The organism is Chimaeribacter coloradensis, from assembly GCF_002858715.1.
GTDB classification, from domain to species: domain Bacteria; phylum Pseudomonadota; class Gammaproteobacteria; order Enterobacterales; family Enterobacteriaceae; genus Chimaeribacter; species Chimaeribacter coloradensis.
Genome location: NZ_PJZH01000023.1, coordinates 37426 through 57616, shown reverse-complemented (window position 1 = coordinate 57616; position 20191 = coordinate 37426). Strand labels below are relative to the sequence as shown.

Here is a 20191-nt window from a genome sequence, read left to right as displayed (position 1 = left end):
GCGACTCTCGCACACATCCCTGTGTGCTCGCCCGGCCCTGCGTCTCCACTCGGCAATGATTTTTACGCCCCCACCACCTCTGCAAACCTGTGGGCATGTAAGGAAAAAGTAGGTGGGGGATTTTTGGGCGTTCTGTGGGTTTACTTGCTTCTGCTGACTTATGCAGTAAGGGGTTGTAGGTAGGGGATTTGTCGTCGTTTGGTGGGATTACTCAGCTATGCGGTTTATACAGCAATGGGTTTTAGCGCTTTACCATTTCTACAAGCCGAAAATCTGTCTGGAAATAGCCGAACACAATCCGCGAAGGTTAAATCTGTCTGCCCAACTTTATAGCCCCATGCATCAGCATACATAAAGCACACACAGTCATGACAAATGTCTTATCTACTCTTTCCTTACATACTCACGGGTTTGCAGAGGAGGTGGGGGCATTAAATTATTGCCGACGAGGACGCAGGGCCGGGTGAGCGGACATGGATGTCCGCGAAAGGTACAGCCACGCTGGGAGCGTGTCTGTACCGGCCCGAACAGCCCGGAGGACGCTGGAGGGAACCCGCGGAGCGGGCAATAATTCTGCCGGGACACCAGGGCGCGGGGATGCAAGGGGCGCGCGCCTACGCGCCCCTTGCGCGGTGGCGGCAGCGGGGCCGCAGAAAGCGTGCGGGCGTATGCCAACGCAACAACCCTCGATCCCCATTTAACCCCAGTTGCATAACCACACATAAACAACCGAAATATGCCACAAACCCCTTAAAAGCCGTACCGCGTACTAACACTAAGGGCAGCCGCGGCGTCTGCCCACGCCGCCAACTAGTACCGCCAAAAATTCCGCGAAAACAACACAATAACCGGGAAAATCTCCAGACGCCCCAGCAGCATTGCCAGGCACATCAGCCACTTGGCGCCGTCATTCAGCGTGCCGAAACCGGTGGCGGTGGCACCGTAGCCCAGCCCCATATTGTTGATACAGGCGGCCACGGTAGCGAACGCCGTCAGCATGTCATACCCCATGCTGTTCAGGATCCAGGTCAGCACCACCGTGAAGAAAATATAGAGAATAAAGAACCCCCAGATCGACTTCACAATCCGGTCGTCAATCGGGCTGGTGCCCATCTTGATGGTCTTGATCTGGTTCGGCCGCAGGATCTGGTGAATCTCCCCCTTACACTGCTGGTACAGCACGTAAATACGGAAAATCTTGATGCCGCCGCAGGTCGAGCCGATACAGCCGCCGAAGAAACTGGAGAGCATCAGCAGCATAATCACATGCTGCGGCCAGCTGCCGTAGTCGCTGGGGGCGAGGCCGTTGTCCGTCATCACCGACGAGGCCATAAAGAAGCCGTGCACCAGCGACTCGCGCAGCGTGAAGTGGTTAACCCGGTACAACTCAAAACAGGTAATACCGATCACCACCGCCGCCAGGCCGATAAAGAAACGGAACTCCGGGTTACGCAGAATCACCATCACGCTGCGCTTCTTCAGCGCAAAGAAATAGAGGGTAAAACTCACCGCCGACAGCAGTGAAAACACCCCCGCGACCACTTCCACCGCGTCGTTATTGTAATACCCCAGGCTGTCACCGCGCGTGGAGTAGCCGCCCAGCGACACCGTGGCGATGCCGTGGCACAACGCGTCAAACCAGGTCAGCCCCGCCACCCGGTAGGCCAGGGTACAGAGCACCCCCAGCATCAGGTAGACGAACCAGAGGTTCTTCGCGCCGTCCGCCAGCCGCGGCGTCACGCGCTCCTCTTTCATCGGGCCGGGCATCTCCGACTGGTACATCTTCAGCCCGCCCACGCCCAGCAGCGGCAGAATGGCGATCGCCAGGATGATGACCCCCAACCCGCCGACAAAGTTAAGCTGCGCCCGGAAATAGTGGATCGAGCGCGGCAGGGCGTCGATGTTGCTCAGCACCGACCCGCCGGTGGTGGTGATGCCCGACACCCCCTCAAACACCGCATCCACCAGCCGGATGTGCATATCCTCATTCAGCAGCAGCGGCAGGCCGCTGACCAGCGAAAAAATCACCCACAACAGCAGGATCAGCAAAAAGCCGTTTTTACGGTCGAGGTTATGCCGCGGGCTTTTCCGGGTGAGAAACGAACCGATAAGCCCGGTGCCGAGGCAGATCATCAGGGTGTATAAAAAGGCAAAAATCTCGGCGCGCTCGCGGAAGTAGAGCGCAAACATCAGCGGTATGGCCAGCGTCAGCCCGTAAAGGACAATCAGGTAACTGCATAAATGAATGATGACCTTCGCCTGTGATGTGTTGACCATTTACTCTCTCATCTGTCTGACTTTTCGCAGGAAAGGATACCTGTCGCGCCGTAAAAAAGGTGTAAAAAAAAGGATTCTGCACGTTACCTGTACAGCACCGCAACAAGTTGATTACAGCGTAGCCTGAATTTGTGGGTTGCGGCGTTCTGAATGGCGCACCCTACCGGGAATGTCAGCAAACGTAAAGTCACCCGCCGCAGGCGGTGGCAGCAAGCCCCATCATCTACCCTTAACACACACCTTAACATGGAGATACCCCGATGCCGTTGCCGCGTGTTTCTGCTTTGTTGATGAGTTGTTGTTTGCTGAATGTGGCCGCTTTACCCGCCCTTGCCGCTGAACCGGTGGTCACGGTGTTGCAGGAGGGGCTGGATCACCCCTGGTCACTGGCCTTCCTGCCGGATAACCAGGGGGCACTGATTACCGAACGCGGCGGCCAGTTGCGCCGCTGGCAGCCGGGCAAAGGCCTCTCCGCCCCGATTAGCGGTGTGCCGCAGGTCTGGGCGCAGGGGCAGGGTGGCTTGCTGGAAGTGCTGCCCGCGCCCGATTTCGCCCAGAGCCGCCGGGTTTACCTGAGCTATGCGGAACAGGGCAGCGGTGACGAGGTGGAAAAAGCCGGCACCGCGCTGGGGTATGGGCAGCTCTCCGCGGACTTTACCCAGCTCACCGGCTTTAAGCGCATTTTCCAGCAGCAGCCCAAGCTCTCCACCGGCAACCACTTCGGCGGCAAACTGGCGTTTGACCGCCAGGGCAACCTGTTTATGACGCTGGGCGAGAACAACCAGCGGCCGACCGCCCAGAAGCTGTCGCTGCTGCAGGGGAAAATCGTGCGCCTGACGCCGGAAGGGCAGCCGGTGGCCGATAACCCCTTTGTCACACGCAGCGATGCCCGGCCGGAGATCTGGTCATACGGCCACCGCAACCCGCAGTCGCTGGCGCTCAACCCCTGGAGCGGCGTGATGTGGGAGACGGAGCACGGGCCGCGCGGCGGCGATGAGGTGAATATCCCGCAGGCGGGTAAAAATTACGGCTGGCCGCTGGCGACCCACGGCATCAACTACTCCGGCCTGGCCATCCCGGAGGCAAAAGGGGAAACCGCCCCCGGCACCGAGCCGCCGCTGTTTGCCTGGAAGAAATCCCCGGGCGTGAGCGGCATGGCCTTCTATAACGCCGATCGCTTCCCCGCCTGGCAGCACTCGTTGTTCGTCGGCGCGCTGGCGCAGGAGGAGCTGATCCGGCTGACGCTGGAGGGTGACCGGGTTGTCAGCGAGGAGCGGCTGTTAAGCAGCCGCAAAGAGCGTATCCGTGAGGTACGCCTGGGGCCGGACGGTTATCTCTATCTGTTAACCGATGCAGAGAACGGGAAATTGTTACGGGTCGGTGAGAAATAAAAAATAAAGGGCATCTATCCGGGATGCCCCCTCTTATTAACCGGGGTTATCCTTTTCCTGCGTTAATAAAAATAATAATTCAGGCGGCAATTTATAGGGGTAAAAATAACACCTTTCCGGATGCGTTTATCATTTTTTGGCCTCATTACTTTATTGGGGTTTCAATGCAAACCTATAACGCAAAGAGGGCCGTGGTGAGAGAAATAATCGCCATAAATAGGAAAGGCATTATTTCACGGCGTATTTTACGGTAAAAATAATCAGGACCGTAATTGTGGGTAGACCAGCAATTGCCAGCGCACCGGCACCGAGCCGTAGTGCTGGCGGTGGTTAAGCTCCGGCAGGCGCTGGCCGCTGCCGACGGCAATCTCATCCCCGCAGGAGGTGCAGCGGTAGATGCCGGGGTAGACCACGGTGGCACCCGGGTCGTAGATCATATCAAAGGCTGCAACACGGGACTGCCGCAAAAAATTTTCATATTTGTAGAGTGCCATAACAGAGCCTCGGGTTAACAGGCAACAGGACGGGACCCATAAAAAATAAAATAGGCGTAAAAACAAATAAACGGCGCAGGTAAGGAAGTGTGACTGCATTAACGTTTTAATTACGTGAAAATAACGCGGGGAATTAACAAGGAAAGGTGAATAATGCAGAAATATTGCTGGCTGGAAATAGATAAGCACCCAATTAACTCCCGCGGGGGATAAACGCGCATGGCTTATTTACAGCGCCATTAATCAATAGCGGGAAGGGGCGGGGAATAAAAGAGGGCATAAAGAAACAGGGCCGGCGGCGCGGAAAGGGGAGTCCGCGCCTGCCGGCCCTGTGCGGTTGCCTGTGTTGGTAAAGCCCTGCCGATCAGGCGGCGGCACCGCGCGCCGTCTGGGTCACTTTGTTTGCCCAGAGGTCAGCCACCCATTTCACGCCTTTCGACGTAAACAGCGCCTGCGAGAAGGCGTGGCTGTTTTCGCCGGTGCCGGAGTGCATCTCAAAACGGCCGGCATCAATGTGCTGCTGGTATGGCGTCAGGGCACCGGCCAGGCGGTACATGATCTGGCGCTCCAGCAGGAACTGGCGGAAATCGGTCTCTTTGACCTTCAGCAGCTTGCACACCTGGCGGAAGCCCAGCGTGCCCTCAACGGTGACATACCGGTCAAAAAAGTCTGCCTTCGGGGCGATGAGGGCGATCTGCTTTTCCATCGCCTGGCGGCGTTCGAACTCTTCCGCCCAGGCACGGGCTGCCACTGCCGGGTTGGTAAAGTCCGGCAGGTCGTGGGTCAGTTCACGTTCCTGCCAGCGATCCAGCACCACCGAGGTAAAGGCCGGCGACAGGCGGGCCACCACCATCAGTGAATCACGCTTGTTCAACAGGTACTCCTGAAAAGTTTCCCCATCGCGCTCATAATCCGCGGTGCGCAAAGGCTGCGACACACGCTGGGCCGTTTCCAGGCTTTTGATCAGGCGCTTTACCTCGCCATGCGAGGTTCCGGTCAGTTCAGCCAGTTCCCGGCTGCTCATTGAGACCGTTTGATGAAGGGCTTCAAAACCCGCTGCGGAAATCATCATCACTTTCACCACTCAATGTCAGAACGCTACGTCTCCCCACGGAGTTCAATAAATATACAGCATACCTGTGGATATATCCAGTGTTTTCTTTGCGCAACTAACAGTGCGAAAAATAAGCACATTTCCCGCAGCCCGCGCCACACAAGGGCTGGCGGTGATCAGTACTTTCCTGTCGCGGCGGAGACCAGGGGGTTATACAGGGGCGGCACAAGGTGTGCATAAGCTGGGGGCATTCGTAGTTACAACATACTTATTTCACCATGGATGCAGGAGGCGTTGCAGCCACCGGGAGGGGAAGGGCCGGGCAGGAAAAACTGCCCCTTGCGGGGCAGGAAACAGGCGGGAATATCGCCCTTGCGCGGCTGCGCGGCAGCGGGTCAGCGGGTCAGCGCGGCAGGCGTTGCGCCCGCAGCAGCGCCCAGGCGCTCAGCAGGCTGACCGCCATCAGGTAGTAGCTCGGGGCGAGCGGGGTGCCGGTCGAGGTGATCAGCAGCGTACAGATGAAAGGCGCAAAGCCGCCGAACACGGTCACCGCCACGTTATAGCTGATCGCCATGCCGCTGGCGCGGGTGGAGACCGGGAAGAGATCCGCCATCAGCGACGGCACCGTGGCAAAGTAAACCGACTTCAGCAGCGCCATCCAGCCTATCAGCAGGCAGAGCGACAGCGGCGACAGGTTGCGCGTCATCAGCCAGAAGCCGGGCCAGACGCTCACCAGCAGCAACAGCAGCGAGCCCCACATCAGCGGCAGGCGGCCGATGCGTTCCGCCCACAGCCCCATCAGCGGCGTCACCACCGTCAGGATGATCCCGGCAATCAGCGTCGCGCTGAAAGCGGCCTGACCCGGCAGGTGCAGGGTTTTGGTGGCGTAGGTCGGCACATAGTTCAGCAGGTAGTTCACCGCCGTTGACACCACCATCAGCCCGATGGCGATAAAGAAACGGCCCTTCTGCTCACGCGCCAGCGTCTTCACCGGCGAGGTGGTGCGCGGGGCGGCCTCCTGCGTCACCGGCTCATGCAGGTGGCGGCGGATGTACAGCCCCACAGGGCCGATCAGCAGGCCAAAGGCGAACGGCACCCGCCAGCCCCACGCCTGGATCTGCGCCTCGGTCAGCCAGGCGGCCAGCCCCAGCCCGAACAGGGAGGCGAGCAGGGTACTCGCCCCCTGGGTAGCGAACTGCCAGCTGGCGATAAAGGCACGCCGCTCCGGGAAGTGCTCGACCAGGAAGGCGGTGGAGCTGCCGAACTCACCTCCGGCGGAGAAGCCCTGGATCAGCCGCGCCAGCAGCACCAGCAGCGGGGCCGCCAGCCCGATGCTCTGGTAGGTCGGCATGACGACGATGATCAGCCCGCCCAGCATCATAAGGCTGATGGAGAGCAGCAGCGACGCCTTACGCCCGGCGCGGTCAGCATACGCGCCCAGCACCACCGCCCCCAGCGGGCGGATCAAGAAGGAGACGCCGAAACTGCCGAACGCCAGCAGCAGCGACACCGCCGGGTCAGCCGCCGGGAAAAAGGCGTGGGCGATGTAGGCGGCAAAAAAGCCGTAGACCGCGATGTCAAACCACTCCAGCGCATTGCCGATGCAGGTGGCAAACAGGGTTTTATAGAGGCTGGGGCGCGGGGTGCTGAGGGTCAGGGTAGCGCTCATGGCGTCGCCTCCTGTTCCAGTGCAGCAGCCCGGCGCAGCGGGTTTTCCGCCTCACCCAGCGCCCACAGCAGCTCCACCATGATCTGTAGCCCCTCGCGCGCCACCGGTTTCAGCAGGTGTTCATCGGCGGCGTGCTGGCCGCAGGCGGGGTAAGAGTGCGGGATCCAGAGCGTCGGCAGGCCGAGAATTTCTGCGAAGACCTCATTCGGCAGCGACCCGCCGAGGTTGGGCAGCAGGGCCGGTTTTTTGCCGCTGGCCTGCTGCATGATGCCGAGCGCCCAGCCCACCAGCGGGTCGGCCGGGTCGAGGCGGGTCGCCGGGGTGCCGCGGATCACCTCTACCTGCACATCCGGGAAGCCTGCGGCATCCAGGTGGGCGCGCAGGTGACCGGCCAGGTGCGTCCAGTCGGTCTCTACCACAAAACGCAACTGGCAGACGGCGGTGGCGTGCGCCGGGATGGCGTTCATCGGCTGTTGCGGGTTGCCGGTCAGGACACTGAGCACCTCCAGCGTGTTCCAGCCAAACAGCCGCTCGGCAGGCGTCAGCCCCGGTTCGCCCCAGTCAGCATCGATCGCCGGGTCGCCCGGCTGGCCGCCCGCCTCCAGCTCGCTGAGGATCGCCCGCAGCGCCGGGGTCAGGGCGGGCGGCTTCAGCGCCGCGACCTGCAGCGCACCGCGCGCATCCACCAGCGCGGCAATGGCGTTCGCCAGCCGGGTGCCGGGGTTGCTGAGCACGCCGCCCCAGTTGCCGGAGTGGTAGGCGCGTTCACGCGGTGCCACGCTCAGCCGGAAATTAACGCAGCCGCGCGAGCCGAGGAACAGCGTCGGCCGTTCGGCGCTCATGCGCGGCCCATCCGCGGCGATAAACAGATCGGCACGCAGCGCCTCCCGGTGGGTGCGGCAGAGGGCCGCCAGCCCCGGGGAGCTGATCTCTTCGCCCATCTCAAACAGCAGCTTACAGTTAAAGCCGAGCCGGCCGCCGCGCGCGGCGTAGACCTGCGCCAGCGCCGCCAGGTTGACGCTGTGCTGGCCTTTGTTGTCCGCGGTGCCGCGGCCATACCAGCGGTCGCCTTCCTCCACCAGCACCCAGGGCGTCAGGCCGCTGCGCCAGCCTTCGGCATCCCCGGTGACCACATCGCCGTGGCCGTAGCAGAGCAGGGTCGGCAGCGCCGGGTCTTCAATGCGGGCGGCGATCAGGAACGGCCGGTTGGCCGCTTCCGGGTTGTCGAGCCACGTCAGGGTGAAGCCCATCTCCGCCAGCGGCGGGGCGATCTCCTCCGTGAGATAGGCGGCGAGCACCGCGTCACGGTCATCCCGCTGGCTCTCGGTGGCGTAGGCCACCCGGCGGGCCAGGGTGTCGCGGAACGCGCCGCTGTCAAACCAGGCGAGCGCCTGGGCTACTGCTTGTTGTGCTGTCATCATGGTCCCTGTCTGCGTGAATTATTATGGGGGCGCTTTCTCTGTTGTGCCTCTCCATCTAAGCCAATCGCGAGGGTTGCCACAATAATAATAATTGCAAGCGCGCGTTGCTTTTACTATAAGGCTCGGGTGCCCGTTTTTGAGGCATGTACCATTTTGGGGCAAGCCTATGCACAGCACGGAAATCCGTTACTTTATCGCCGTGGCCAATACCGGCTCACTGGCGGCCGCCAGCCAGCAGCTTTTTGTGGCGGTCTCGGCCATCAGCCGCCAGATCCAGCGGCTGGAGGCGAAGGTCGGCGCGCCGCTGTTTGAGCGCCACGCACGCGGGATGGTATTGAACGATGCGGGGAAAATCCTGGAGAACCATGTGCGCAAAAGTATGCGCGATATGGACTACGCGGTGGCGGAGATCCAGGGGCTGCGGGCGGTGCGCCGCACGCTGATCCGGGTGGCCTGCACGGACGGCATGGCCTTCGACCTGCTGCCGGCGCTGTTGACCCGCTTCCGGGCGCAGACGCCGTCGGTGACCTTTCACCTGATGGTCAGCCCGGCGGTGGAGGTGTCGGAGGCGGTGCGCAGCGGCGGGGCGGATGTGGCGTTACAGTTCTGCCTGGCACCGGAGCGCGGCGTGGAGGTGGTGGCCGCCTTTCCGGCCCCGGTGCTGCTGGTGATGCGCCCGGACCACCCGCTGGCGCAGGGGGCGGTGGATCTCGCTGCCCTGCATCCCTATCCGCTGGCGCTGCCGGAGCCGGGCACCACCATCCGCCAGCTGTTCGATCTCTCCTGCCGCATGAGCGGCACCTTTCTGGAGCCGACGCTCAGCTGCAACAACTTCTCGGCGCTCTACCAGTTTATGCTGAACACGCCGCAGGCGATCACCGCCTGCAGCCACTTCTCGCTGCTGTTCCGCGCCCGGCAGGATGGCGTGCGGCTGCGCGATCTTCAGGTTGGCCAGCTCAGCCAGCGCACGCTGCAAATCCAGACGCAGGCGGGCACGCGCCAGTCGGCGGCGCTGAAGCTGTTTCTGGCCTTCCTGCGCGAGGAGGTCAGCCGGGAGAGTGACGCCTTCCGGCGTGATTTCAGCCTGGTGTAAGTTTCAGCGCTGCCAGGCGCGCACCTGCCAGCCGCTCTGGCTGGCCAGCGCATGCAGCTCCGGCGCGGGGTTGATCACGCTGGCGTGGTCGACCCGCTCCAGCAGCGCCCGGTCTGTGATCGAGTCACTGTAGCCGTGCAGCGCGCCAAACGGCTCGCCGTGCCAGCCCGCCAGCCAACTCTCCACCCGTTGGGCGTGGTCGTGGTGGGCGGTGGCCGGGCAGGGGGTGCCGGTAAAGCGGTCATCCTCGATGCCGGCGTCCGGGGCCAGCGCCTGCTGCGCCCCCAGCATCAGCGCAATCGGGTTCACCAGGTGGTTGCCGCTGGCAGACAGGATGATGATGTAGTCACCGCGTTCCCGGTGCCAGAGCAGCTGGCGGCGGGCGTCCGGGTAGATGCGCGGCAGGATGTCGCGCTGGATAAAGCGGTCAACCCAGCCGGAGACGGTACGGCGGCTCAGCCCGGCCAGCGGTGACAGTGTCACCAGCCGGTGATCCTCACCGGCCAGCGCCCCGCGCCGCGCCTTCTCCAGCAGGTCAGGCTGCCGGCGCACCAGCTCCGCCGGGGCGAACCCCTGGGAGACCAGCCAGCGCAGCCACAGGGCGGCGCTGTTTTCACACAGCAACGTCTCGTCAAGATCGAACAGGGCTAAGTCCATAGGTATCTCCGGGGTCAGCGTGGCTTCTCACAGCGTAGGCGGCATTCCCCGCTGCGTCAGGGAGCGCCAGACTAAATCAGAAAAGTGACACCCAGACGACAGCGCCGCGTCACGCCTGCCCGTGCCAGCGGTTCCAGCCCTGGATCAGCAGCCAGGCGGCCACCACCCAGCAGCCCACCGCCGCCGGCAGGGCCAGCGGCAGCCGCCAGAGCCCGACGAAAAACCACAGCGACACCAGATAGGCCAGGTAGGGGATCACCGCCCAGATGCCGAAAATGATGGTGGTGCGCAGCGCCTCAATCGATCGCTCACTGCCGACGATGTAGTGGGCAATCAGCGCAAAGGTGGGGAACAGCGGCACCAGCCCGGCGATGTAGTAATGTTTGCTCTTCGATAAGAGGCCGATCAGCACCACCACCAGCGCGCCGATGGCCGCTTTCAGAAACAATCCCATAACCTGTTCAATCCGCAGACAAAAGAGCCACACCATGCCGCAGCCGCCGGGCCGGGTCAATCCTCCTGCCGCTGCCCCGGCACAAGATCGCAGTAATTTGTGTTAATAAACGTGCGCAGGATGAAAACTTTACATAGAGAAGGTTTATCAGCGGGTAAAAAAAATGCTAGGTTTGCACCACACAGGTACAACACGATCTGATTGAAAGCGTGTGAATTTTCAATTGTCTGAATGGAAACGCTGATCCGCCGATGAACAACTCTCCCGTACTCTCCCTGCGCGCCGTCACCGGCTTCGGCACCGCGCTGCTGCTGCTGACCACCGCGCCCGCCGGTGCCGCGGATGCCCCGGTCGCCCCGCAAATCAACGCCAAAGCCTATGTGCTGATGGACTACAACAGCGGCAAGATCCTGGCCGAATCCAACCCCGACACCCGCCTCGACCCGGCCAGCCTGACGAAAATCATGTCCAGCTATGTGATTGGCCAGTCGATCAAGGCGAAGAAGATCACCCCGGATGACATGGTCACCGTGGGCAAAGATGCCTGGGCCACCGGCAACCCGGCGCTGCGCGGATCGTCGCTGATGTTCCTGAAGCCCGGCGACCGGGTGCCGGTCTCGGAGCTGAACAAAGGGATCGTGATCCAGTCCGGCAACGATGCCAGCATCGCGCTGGCGGACTACGTGGCCGGCAGCCAGGACGCCTTTGTGCGGCTGATGAACACCTACTCGCAGGCGCTGGGGTTGCAGAACACACACTTCCTGACGGTGCACGGGCTGGACGCAGAAGGGCAGTACAGCACCGCGCGTGACATGGCGCTGATCACCCAGGCGATGATCCGCGACACGCCGGATGAATACGCACTGCACAAAGAGAAAGAGTTCACTTTTAACCGCATCCGCCAGGTAAACCGCAACCGGCTGTTGTGGAGCACCAACCTGAACGTGGACGGCGTGAAAACCGGCTACACCTCGGGTGCCGGGTATAACCTGGTCTCCTCCGCCACCGACAACGGCATGCGGCTGATCTCCGTGGTGCTGGGCGCGCCGAGTGACAACATCCGCTTTAACGAGAGCCAGGCGCTGCTGACCTGGGGCTTCCGCTTCTACGAAACCGCCACGCCGATCAAGGCCGACGCGCCGTTCGTCAGCCAGCGGGTCTGGTTCGGGGATGCCAATGAGGTGCCGCTGGGCGTGGCGAAGGACGCTGCCATCACCATTCCGCGCGGGGAGATGAAGAACCTCAAAGCGAGCTTCAAGCTCAACCAGCCGCAACTGGAAGCGCCGCTGGCGAAAAACCAGGTGGTCGGCACCATTAACTTTGAGCTGAACGGTAAGGTGGTGGAGCAGCGGCCGCTGGTGGCGCTGACCGAGGTCAAAGAGGGGGGCTTTATCAGCCGCCTGTGGGACCGGGTGATGATGCAGCTCAGCAGCTGGTTCGGCGGCTGGTTCGGGGACAAAGACAAGGCCTGAGGGCTGCAATAAAAAAGAGCGCCGCGGCGCTCTTTTTTTTCGTTGCCCGGCGCGTTTAGCCGAACAGGCTGTAGAGGATGGCGGAGATCGCCACCAGCCCCATCAGCACCACAAACAGGTTGCTGGCCGCGCCGCTGTATTTGCGCATCGCCGGGACTTTCTGGATGGCGTACATCGGCATCAGGAACAGCAGCATGGCGATCACCGGGCCGCCCAGTGTTTCAATCATCCCCAGGATGCTGGGGTTCAGGGTCGCCACGATCCAGGTGGTCACCAGCATAAACAGCGCGGTGATGCGGTTCAGTTTGCTTACCGGCAGGCTTTTGCCCTTGCCGCGCAGGGATTTGATGATAAGCCCGTTGAAACCTTCCCGCGCGCCGAGGTAGTGGCCGAGGAACGATTTGGTGATGGCAACAAAGGCGATAAACGGTGCCAGGTACTCAATCATCGGGTTGTGGAAGTGGTTCGCCAGGTAGGAGAGGATCGAGATGTTCTGCGCCTTGGCCGCCAGCAGGTCTGCCGGGGTGAGGCTCAGCACGCAGCTGAACACGAAGAACATCACGGTGGCAACCATCATCAGGTGGCTGCGCGCCAGAATCGCGGCGCATTTGCGTTCCGCGCCCTCGCCATACTCATTACGCTTGGCCACCGCAAAGGCGGAGATGATCGGCGAGTGGTTAAAGGCAAACACCATCACCGGGATCGCCAGCCACAGGGTCATCAGCAGGCCGTTGCTGCCTTCGGCCGCCGAGAAGCTGACGTTCTGGAACAGCGCGGTGCTCCAGTTCGGGATCAGGTAGAGCGCCAGCAGCATCAGGATCGCCACAAACGGGAACACCAGGATGCTCATCGCCCGCACGATAAACTGCTCGCCGAAGCGCACAATGGTCATCAGCCCGGCAATCAGGATCAGCGCCAGCAGGGCGCGGGGCGGGGCCTGCATCTGCATCTGGTGGGTGATGAAGCTCTCCACGGTGTTGGTGATTGCCACGCTGTAGACCAGCAGAATCGGGTAGATGGCGAAGAAGTAGAGCAGGGTGATGAGCTTACCGGCCCCGGCCCCGAAATGCTCTTCCACCACTTCGGTGATGTCCTCGCCCGGGTTTTTGCCGGAGAGCACAAAACGGCACAGCCCGCGGTGGGCGTAGTAGGTCATCGGGAAGGCCAGCAGCGCCATGATCACCAGCGGGATCAGGCCGCCCGCCCCGGCATTGATCGGCAGGAACAGCACACCGGCCCCGATGGCGGTGCCGTACAGCCCGAGCATCCAGATGGTGTCGGTTTTGCGCCAGCCCGGCCCGCTGTCAGCAGGGGAAATAATCGTACCCGTTTGTGTAGTGTCCATAGTGCCTCCGCGTGAACACGTTGAGAGAAAGCCGGCTCCCCGGCGTCAGCCCGCCCGAACGCGCAACTGGTTAAAAAATATTCTTTTGCCAACCGGCAATTTTGCCCGTTTTTGTCCGGCATCATGCCGCCATCACCCGGCAGAGACAAGATGCGCGACCCAAATGCGATATTTTGTCCTGATATTCTTGCTGTCAGGGAATGGCAGCGCGCCACAATAGCGATCCTTGGTGAAAACATCCGTGATCGTTCTCGCAAATGCACCATAAGAGGTTTCTTAGGCCTGTCTGGCGAAATATTACGCTGACTGCATGCTTTTTAAGCAGATTAAACCGCTGCTGCGCCCGCCGGGCAGCAGCATAGCGTGCAACGCAATCGTTTGCTATAGCGGGCCGGGCCGTGGGCGTACTGTTTGCCGCGCTTTTAAACAGCCGGGCCGGGCGGGGAGGGGAGGTCAGCTCAACAGGGTGATCTGCTGCGCCTTGAAATAGCGGAGAAACGCGGGGTCGGGCGGGCGGTTGGTGATGACGGTGTCAAACAGGGTCAGGTCGCCGATGCGCGCCGGTTTCACCTGGCCGAACTTGGTGTGGTCACAGACCAGGATGCGCTGGCCGGCACCGCTCAGCGCGCGGTGTTTCATCTCAATCTCTTCGAAATTAAAGCAGCTGGCACCGTGCTCCAGATGCACCCCGGCCGCCGAGATAAAGGCTTTGTTGGGGCAGATGTTGTCCAGCAGGTTGTGGCCCGCCAGCGGGGTGAAGATGTAGCTGTCCGGCCGGAAAGTGCCGCCGCATAACACCACGTTGCACAGCGGCTTATCCTGCAAGGCCAGAAAGGTGTTCAGCGAATAACAGACCGCGGTAAACGGCAGGTCTTCATCAATCGCCTCGATGATATAGGGGATGGTGGTGCCGCAATCAAAAAACAGGGTGTCATTGGCGCTGACGCGCCTGGCCGCCAGCGCGCCGACGTGGCGCTTCTCCTCTACCTGCCTGGCCTGCTGGTCAGAGACAAAGTAGTTGGTGACGTTATTGATTTTCGGGTCGATCACCACATAGCCGCCCAGCAGCACCACACCCGCAGGCTGGGCGCTGAGATCGCGCCGGATGGTCATCTCCGACACCCCCAGCAGCACCGAGGCCTCTTTCAGGTGAATTTTGTCTGCCCGCTTCAGGGCCTGAACCAGCCGTTGTATCCGTTCTTCGCGTCGTGTTTCCATCCTGACCTCAACCATGTTGCAAGGCCTCCATACTAGCTTCAGATGAAAAAAAACGTGAGGGGGTAAGCAGAAAAAAGGCCTGCATAGAGGCCTTTTGTGCGATCAGTGCTTCGTCCAGCCTTTGCGGATCGGCAAGGCGAAGCAGAAACGGTAGAGGCGCGCCAGCTGCGGGGCGATGGCGGCACCGAACAGGTTCCACACCAGCTGGGCAAACAGGCAGCCGACGCCGCCCACCAGCAGGCCGCCCACCATGTCCAGCGGCCAGTGTACCCCGAGGTAGACGCGTGACCAGGCGATGCCGGTGGCGACCACCATCAGCACCAGCCCCGACCAGGTGCGGTGCCAGCAGAGAAAGGCCAGCGCAAAGGTGAAGATGGCGGTGCCGTGGTCGCTGGGGAAGGAGTCATCCGGCGCGTGGTGCAGGAAGGTGTAGCCAAAGCCCTCGACAAACGGCCGTACATGGGGGAACAGCATCGAGATGCTGGTGGTGGCGGCCATGGCGAAGCAGAGCGCAATCAGTGCCTTGCAGGCCAGCTCCCGTTGCAGGGTGATGCTGTCGGGCCGCCCCCAGAGCCACAGGCCGACAATCAGCAGCGGCACAATCATGATCAGGTCGCGTGCCAGAAAGGTGGCAAACGCCAGCAGCCAGGCCGGGGAATCCGGCGTGGCGTTGATCCAGCTGAACAGCTGGTGGTTAAGTTGTTCCATTACTCTTCCTTAATTTAATGCGGCGGTAACCGTCTACCCACCCAAAAACAGCCAATTGGCTAACCCACACCCACCACCCGGCCCACAGGTTGTGGGTGAAAAAATGCGCCCCGCGCATCACCTGCCCGTAGCCCATCACCAGCCCCAGCGCGATGCCCGCCCCCCAGCAGGCCCAGGCGAGCCGCTGCCGCTGCGGGTAAAACAGGAAAAACAGCGCCATCACACTAAAACCGCTGGAGGCGTGGCCGCCGGGAAAACAGCGCCCCGGCCCGGCGTTTTCCGGCACCGCCCCGAACAGCGGGAAATCGGCCGCCTTGCCGCCGAACAGCGTTAAGTCCCAGGGGCACGAGTGCGCGCTGGTGGCCTTGAGCAGCCCGACCACCAGCGGCCCCACGGCAAACATCAGCATCACCAGCACTACCCGCGGCTCACGCCGCACACCACCCCACAGCAGGCCCAGCAGCGCCCCGGCGATCACCCCCTGTTTCAGCAGCCGGTGGTTGATCAGATCCAGCCAGACGTTCTCCTGCAACGGAAAATGGCCGCTGAGCGGATCGAACCAGATCCGGCTGAGGGCCAGGTCAAACTGCGCATGGCGTGAGAGCCAGACAAACAGCAACCCACTGATCAACAGGCCAAAAACCTGGAAACAGTAAAAGCGGCGGCTCAGGGAGTAAAGCGGGAAAATCTTAATCACAGGGGCCGTTGAGGCCCGATTTAGGTCAACAGCGCGGGAGAGAAGCGATTTCACAGCACCTTCCGGTGACATTCTGGTTGATTTGTCATGAAACGGTAACCGGATTGGCTTAAGAGAACCTTAAGTCAGCGTGGGGCGGGCAGGGAAACGCAGGCAAGAAAAAACCCGGTAGTCTTGAACCTGTAATCAGGCGGGACTATCGGGCTCTCCAAAGTGGGGACATCAAAGAAAAGCAGTGGCACTTATTCAGACTGCCCGGCCTGACAGAAGTTCGCGCACGGCCACGCTTTTTTAAAAAAATTATTGCAATTTTAAAACCTGTTTATCCGTCAGGGTATTACGTCAGGTTCCGGGCCAGATAATGACGATCAGCGTCCCGGCCAGCGTCAGCAGCACGTTGGCGATGGCGTAAGTGCCGGCATAGCCCAGCGCCGGGATGTTGCTGCGGGCGGTGTCGCTGATGATCTCCATCGCCGGGGCGCAGGTGCGCGCACCCATCAGCGCGCCGAACAGCAGGGCGCGGTTCATGCGCAGCACGTAGGCACCGAACAGGAAGCAGAGCACCACCGGCAGCAGGCTCACCACCAGCCCGGCCAGCAGCATCTGCCCGCCCACCGCGCCCAGCCCGTGCGTGATGCCGCTGCCCGCGCTGAGGCCGACCCCGGCCATAAACACCATCAGGCCGAACTCTTTCACCATATTCAGCGCCCCCTGCGGGATGTAGCCGAAAGTCGGGTGGTTGGCCCGCAGGAACCCGAGCAGGATGCCGGCGAACAGCAGCCCGGCGGCGTTACCGATGCCGAATGAGAAGCTTTTGAACTGGAAGGTGATCATCCCGATCATCAGCCCGATGATAAAGAAGGCGCAGAATGCCAGCAGGTCGGTGACCTGGCTGTGGATGGAGATAAAGCCGATCCGCTCCGCCACGCCCTTCACCCGGCGCGCGTCGCCGCTGACCTGCAACACATCGCCTTTGTTCAGCACCGTGCTGTCGTCGATCGGCATCTCAATCTGGCTGCGGATCACCCGGTTGAGGAAGCAGCCGTGGTCGGTGAGCTGGATCTGGCTCAGCCGCTTGCCCACCGCGTTGTTGTTCTTCACCACGATCTCTTCGGTGACGATGCGCATGTCGAGCAGGTCGCGGTCAAACACCTCTTTGCCGTTGCGGAAGCTCGGGTCGAGCCGGGCGTGGGCGTCCGGGTAGCCCACCAGCGCGATCTCATCGCCTACCTGCAACACCGCGTCGCCGTCCGGCGTGGCGAGGATGCCGTTACGGCGGATGCGTTCGATGTAGCAGCCGGTCTGGCGGTAGATGCCCAGCTCGCGCAGGTTTTTGCCGTCCGCCCAGGCGACCAGCTCCTGGCCGACGCGGTAGGCGCGGATCACCGGCAGGTAGACCTTGCGCTGGCTGTCCGTGTCCAGCCCGCGCTCGCGGGCGATCTGCTGGGCGCTGGTGGGCAGGTCCTGGTGCTGGAGTTTCGGCAGGTAGCGCGCGCCGAAAATCAGGCTCACCAGGCCGATCAGGTAGGTCAGGGCGTAGCCGAGGCTGAGGTTGTTCTGCGCGGCCTCAAGCTGCGGGCCGCTGCCGAGCGTGTTGCGCAGGGTGTCGCCCGCGCCGACCAGCACCGGGGTGGAGGTCATGGAGCCGGCCAGCATCCCGGCGGTGAGGCCGATGTCCCAGCCAAACAGCCTGCCCAGCCCCAGCGCGATCAGCATCGCGCTGAACACCATCACCAGCGCCAGCATTAAATAATTCTTACCGTCGCGGAAGAAAATCGAAAAGAAGTTCGGCCCGGCTTCCACGCCGACGCAAAAAATGAACAGCATAAAGCCGAGGCTCAGCGCTTCGGTATTGATGGCGAAATGCTGCTGCCCGAGGATCAGGGAAACCACTAATACGCCGATAGAATTCCCGAGCTGTACCGAGCCAAGCCGAAGCTTGCCCAGGCATAAACCGAGCGCCAGCACCACGAAGAGCAACAGGACATAATTGCCGTTTAACAAATTAGAGACGTTTATGTTCACGTAGGTTAACTTATTGTTTACCAACAAATTCTTGATATGAAGGGGTTAACGGGATAAATTCAGCAGCATTATATTTGAAGCGGACAGCAAAATCGCCAGGGGATCGGTTCCCTCCGTGACAACGCGATGATGCGCGACATTTTAGCGTCAAGCCCGCCTTTCAGCCAGATAAAAGCCGGTAAAATCCGGCCCTTCAGATGTTTTATCTTGTGGTCATGCCACGTCATTCGTTACAGGGAAAAGTAATTACCTGCCCCCGCCCGGTGCGGGCACCCACGCGCTCAGGCGCGCGGCACCGCCGGGGGCGTCCGTGTTTTATGGAGGATGCGGTATGACGCATATTCACGAAAAATATGGCGCAGCGCTCTGTTGCCTGCTGTTTCTCGCCATCTTTGTTATGTTGAAAACCGAGCTGGTGGTGGTGCGCACCTTTGCGCCCGGCCCGGAGTATGGGCTGCTGCTGTTTATGCTGCCGGGGATGGTGACCGCCTCCGTGGTAGGGCGCAACGGCATCTCGGCGGCCTTTTTCGGCGCGGTGCTGGCGATCCCGTGCTGTTACCTGATCCGGGTGCTGTTTTTCGTGCGGGTGCGCACGCTGTTCCAGGAGATGGCCTACGCCGCCAGCGCCATTTTCTGGTGTGTGCTGGGCGCGCTGTGCCTGATGCTGGTGCAGTCGCTGTGGCGCGCCTGGCAGCGGCGGGGCGCGCAATAACCGGGTAACCCGCAGAAAAAGCCCATAAAAAAAGCGCTCAATGAGCGCTTTTTTTTGCCGTCATAGCCGGAGCGATTACTGGAACAGGGCCAGGTGCTCTTTGGCGTAGGCTTCGAAGTCAGTGCAGCCGCCGATGTGTTTCTGGTCGAGGAAGATCTGCGGGACGGTTTCTACCGGTTTGCCCACGGTCTTCTCCAGGTCGGCTTTGGTAATGCCTTCCGCGTGGATGTCGACGTAGCGGAAGTTGAAATCATCACGTTCTTCGGTGAGTTTTTCAGCCAGCTCTTTAGCACGGACACAATACGGACAGCCCGGACGCCCAAAAATCACTGCAAACATGGAAACTCCTTGGTTAACGTGCCTGTAAAGGACTTGAGAATAAACCATCACCCCTGTGCCGGACTGCGCAGCCTGAAAATGAAACAGCGCGGCGTTGCATAAAAAGTGTTACCCGGCGCAAGGCATTTTGTTGTTGCCGCTACTATGCCGGGCACGCGCCGGAAACAAAAGCAGGAATTACCTGTTAATCTGATTAACCCAGCCTATCGGAACCTGGTGCCGCGGATGGCGGCACCCACAGGGAGCACGTTGTGAAGATTGCCATTCTCTCGCGCGATGCCGCGCTCTACTCCAGCCGTCGCCTGCAAGAGGCGGCACAGCGCCGCGGCCATGAGGCAGAGGTCATCGACCCGATGTCCTGCAACATGAACATCAACCCCGCCGCACCGGCCCTGCACTACCAGGGGCGGCAACTGACGCATTTTGAGGCGGTGATCCCGCGGATCGGCCCGGCGACCACCTTTTACGGCATGGCGGTGCTGCGCCAGTTTGAGATGCTGGGCAGCTTCCCGCTCAATGAGTCGGTGGCGATCACCCGTGCGCGGGACAAACTGCGCTCCCTGCAGCTGCTGGCGCGGCAGGGCATCGACCTGCCGGTTACCGGTTTTGCCCATTCACCGGACGATACCCATGACTTGATCGCGTTAGTCGGCGGCGCGCCGCTGGTGGTTAAATTGGTAGAGGGCACGCAGGGCATCGGCGTGGTGCTGGCTGAAACCCGGCAGGCGGCGGAGAGCGTGATCGACGCCTTCCGCGGCCTCAATGCCCATATCCTGGTGCAGGAGTATATCCGCGAGGCGCAGGGGTGTGACATCCGCTGCCTGGTGGTCGGCCGCAAAGTGGTGGCCGCGATGGCCCGGCAGGCGCGCCCGGGGGAGTTCCGCTCCAACCTGCACCGCGGCGGCACCGCCGGCCCGGTAACCCTGACCGCCGCCGAGCGCGCCATTGCCGTGAAAGCCGCCGCCACCCTGGGGCTGGACGTGGCCGGGGTCGACATCCTGCGCGCTGACCGCGGCCCGCTGGTGCTGGAGGTCAACGCCTCGCCGGGGCTGGAGGGCATCGAGGCCATCACCGGCCTCGACATCGCCGGCATGATGATCGCCTATATTGAGCAGCGCCTCCGCCGCGGCCACCGGCTGAAAACCGGAGGGTAAATCTGAAACCC

At 61.5% G+C, this 20191-nt stretch carries 18 protein-coding genes; 5 read left to right on the top strand and 13 right to left on the bottom strand.

The genetic code is table 11. From position 1 onward, the window contains the following. Positions 1-810 precede the first annotated feature (810 nt). Positions 811-2277, bottom strand: coding sequence for a TrkH family potassium uptake protein (locus CYR32_RS17000; protein ID WP_101826338.1), 1467 nt, complete (start codon positions 2275-2277; stop codon positions 811-813). Between the two features lie 290 nt (positions 2278-2567). On the opposite strand from CYR32_RS17000, the gene CYR32_RS16995 reads away from it, so the two are divergent. Further along, the gene (locus CYR32_RS16995) at positions 2568-3668 is read left to right on the top strand and encodes a PQQ-dependent sugar dehydrogenase (RefSeq protein WP_241523851.1); all 1101 of its coding nucleotides are present in this window, start codon (positions 2568-2570) and stop codon (positions 3666-3668) included. Between the two features lie 260 nt (positions 3669-3928). On the opposite strand, the gene CYR32_RS16990 is transcribed toward CYR32_RS16995, so the two are convergent. From CYR32_RS16990 to CYR32_RS16975, 4 genes are all read right to left on the bottom strand, one after another. Continuing rightward, positions 3929-4162, bottom strand: a complete 234-nt coding sequence (locus tag CYR32_RS16990) for a hypothetical protein (RefSeq protein WP_101826336.1) — start codon at positions 4160-4162, stop codon at positions 3929-3931. Between the two features lie 364 nt (positions 4163-4526). Continuing rightward, the gene (locus CYR32_RS16985) at positions 4527-5234 is read right to left on the bottom strand and encodes a phage antirepressor KilAC domain-containing protein (protein ID WP_101826345.1); all 708 of its coding nucleotides are present in this window, start codon (positions 5232-5234) and stop codon (positions 4527-4529) included. 385 nt (positions 5235-5619) lie between these two features. Then, positions 5620-6885: an MFS transporter gene (locus CYR32_RS16980; RefSeq protein ID WP_101826335.1), complete on the bottom strand. Its 1266-nt coding sequence runs from the start codon at positions 6883-6885 to the stop codon at positions 5620-5622. Then, entirely contained in the window at positions 6882-8303 is a 1422-nt protein-coding gene (locus CYR32_RS16975) for a M20 family metallopeptidase (RefSeq protein ID WP_101826334.1), read from the bottom strand. The genes CYR32_RS16980 and CYR32_RS16975 overlap by 4 nt, the downstream gene beginning before the upstream one ends. Positions 8304-8472: 169 nt before the next feature. Here CYR32_RS16975 and CYR32_RS16970 point away from each other — a divergent pair, with 169 nt between their 5' ends. Then, positions 8473-9399, top strand: a complete 927-nt coding sequence (locus CYR32_RS16970; RefSeq protein WP_101826333.1) for a LysR family transcriptional regulator — start codon at positions 8473-8475, stop codon at positions 9397-9399. Positions 9400-9402: 3 nt separating this feature from the next. Here CYR32_RS16970 and CYR32_RS16965 read toward each other — a convergent pair whose 3' ends face one another. Next, positions 9403-10056: an HAD family hydrolase gene (locus CYR32_RS16965; RefSeq protein ID WP_101826332.1), complete on the bottom strand. Its 654-nt coding sequence runs from the start codon at positions 10054-10056 to the stop codon at positions 9403-9405. A 109-nt stretch (positions 10057-10165) separates the two neighbouring features. Continuing rightward, on the bottom strand, positions 10166-10510 hold the full coding sequence (locus tag CYR32_RS16960; protein ID WP_101826344.1) for a GlpM family protein: 345 nt from the start codon (positions 10508-10510) through the stop codon (positions 10166-10168). A 251-nt stretch (positions 10511-10761) separates the two neighbouring features. On the opposite strand from CYR32_RS16960, the gene CYR32_RS16955 reads away from it, so the two are divergent. Next, complete coding sequence (locus CYR32_RS16955) at positions 10762-11982, top strand: serine hydrolase (protein ID WP_101826331.1); 1221 nt, start codon at positions 10762-10764, stop codon at positions 11980-11982. A 55-nt stretch (positions 11983-12037) separates the two neighbouring features. Here the strand turns inward: CYR32_RS16955 and CYR32_RS16950 are convergent, their stop codons facing one another. The 5 genes from CYR32_RS16950 to CYR32_RS16930 form a co-directional block, all read right to left on the bottom strand. Beyond that, complete coding sequence (locus tag CYR32_RS16950; protein ID WP_101826330.1) at positions 12038-13327, bottom strand: HAAAP family serine/threonine permease; 1290 nt, start codon at positions 13325-13327, stop codon at positions 12038-12040. Positions 13328-13780: 453 nt separating this feature from the next. Continuing rightward, a complete protein-coding gene (gene deoR / locus CYR32_RS16945) occupies positions 13781-14545 on the bottom strand; it encodes a DNA-binding transcriptional repressor DeoR (protein WP_101826329.1) in 765 nt (254 codons plus the stop codon). A 102-nt stretch (positions 14546-14647) separates the two neighbouring features. Then, positions 14648-15253, bottom strand: a complete 606-nt coding sequence (ybjG, locus tag CYR32_RS16940) for an undecaprenyl-diphosphate phosphatase (RefSeq protein ID WP_101826328.1) — start codon at positions 15251-15253, stop codon at positions 14648-14650. Then, on the bottom strand, positions 15240-16022 hold the full coding sequence (locus CYR32_RS16935; RefSeq protein WP_101826327.1) for a phosphatase PAP2 family protein: 783 nt from the start codon (positions 16020-16022) through the stop codon (positions 15240-15242). Before CYR32_RS16935 ends, ybjG begins: the two co-directional genes overlap by 14 nt. Before the next feature lie 270 nt (positions 16023-16292). Next, positions 16293-17975 carry an aspartate:alanine antiporter gene (locus CYR32_RS16930; protein WP_101826343.1) on the bottom strand — a complete coding sequence of 561 codons (1683 nt, stop codon included), beginning with the start codon at positions 17973-17975 and terminating at the stop codon, positions 16293-16295. Between the two features lie 331 nt (positions 17976-18306). On the opposite strand from CYR32_RS16930, the gene ybjM reads away from it, so the two are divergent. Next, positions 18307-18687 carry an inner membrane protein YbjM gene (gene ybjM / locus CYR32_RS16925; protein WP_101826326.1) on the top strand — a complete coding sequence of 127 codons (381 nt, stop codon included), beginning with the start codon at positions 18307-18309 and terminating at the stop codon, positions 18685-18687. Positions 18688-18762: 75 nt separating this feature from the next. Here the strand turns inward: ybjM and CYR32_RS16920 are convergent, their stop codons facing one another. Next, the gene (locus tag CYR32_RS16920) at positions 18763-19026 is read right to left on the bottom strand and encodes a GrxA family glutaredoxin (protein WP_101826325.1); all 264 of its coding nucleotides are present in this window, start codon (positions 19024-19026) and stop codon (positions 18763-18765) included. A 251-nt stretch (positions 19027-19277) separates the two neighbouring features. Between CYR32_RS16920 and rimK the strand changes: the two genes are divergently transcribed. Next, a complete protein-coding gene (gene rimK, locus CYR32_RS16915; RefSeq protein WP_101826324.1) occupies positions 19278-20180 on the top strand; it encodes a 30S ribosomal protein S6--L-glutamate ligase in 903 nt (300 codons plus the stop codon). Positions 20181-20191 lie beyond the last annotated feature (11 nt).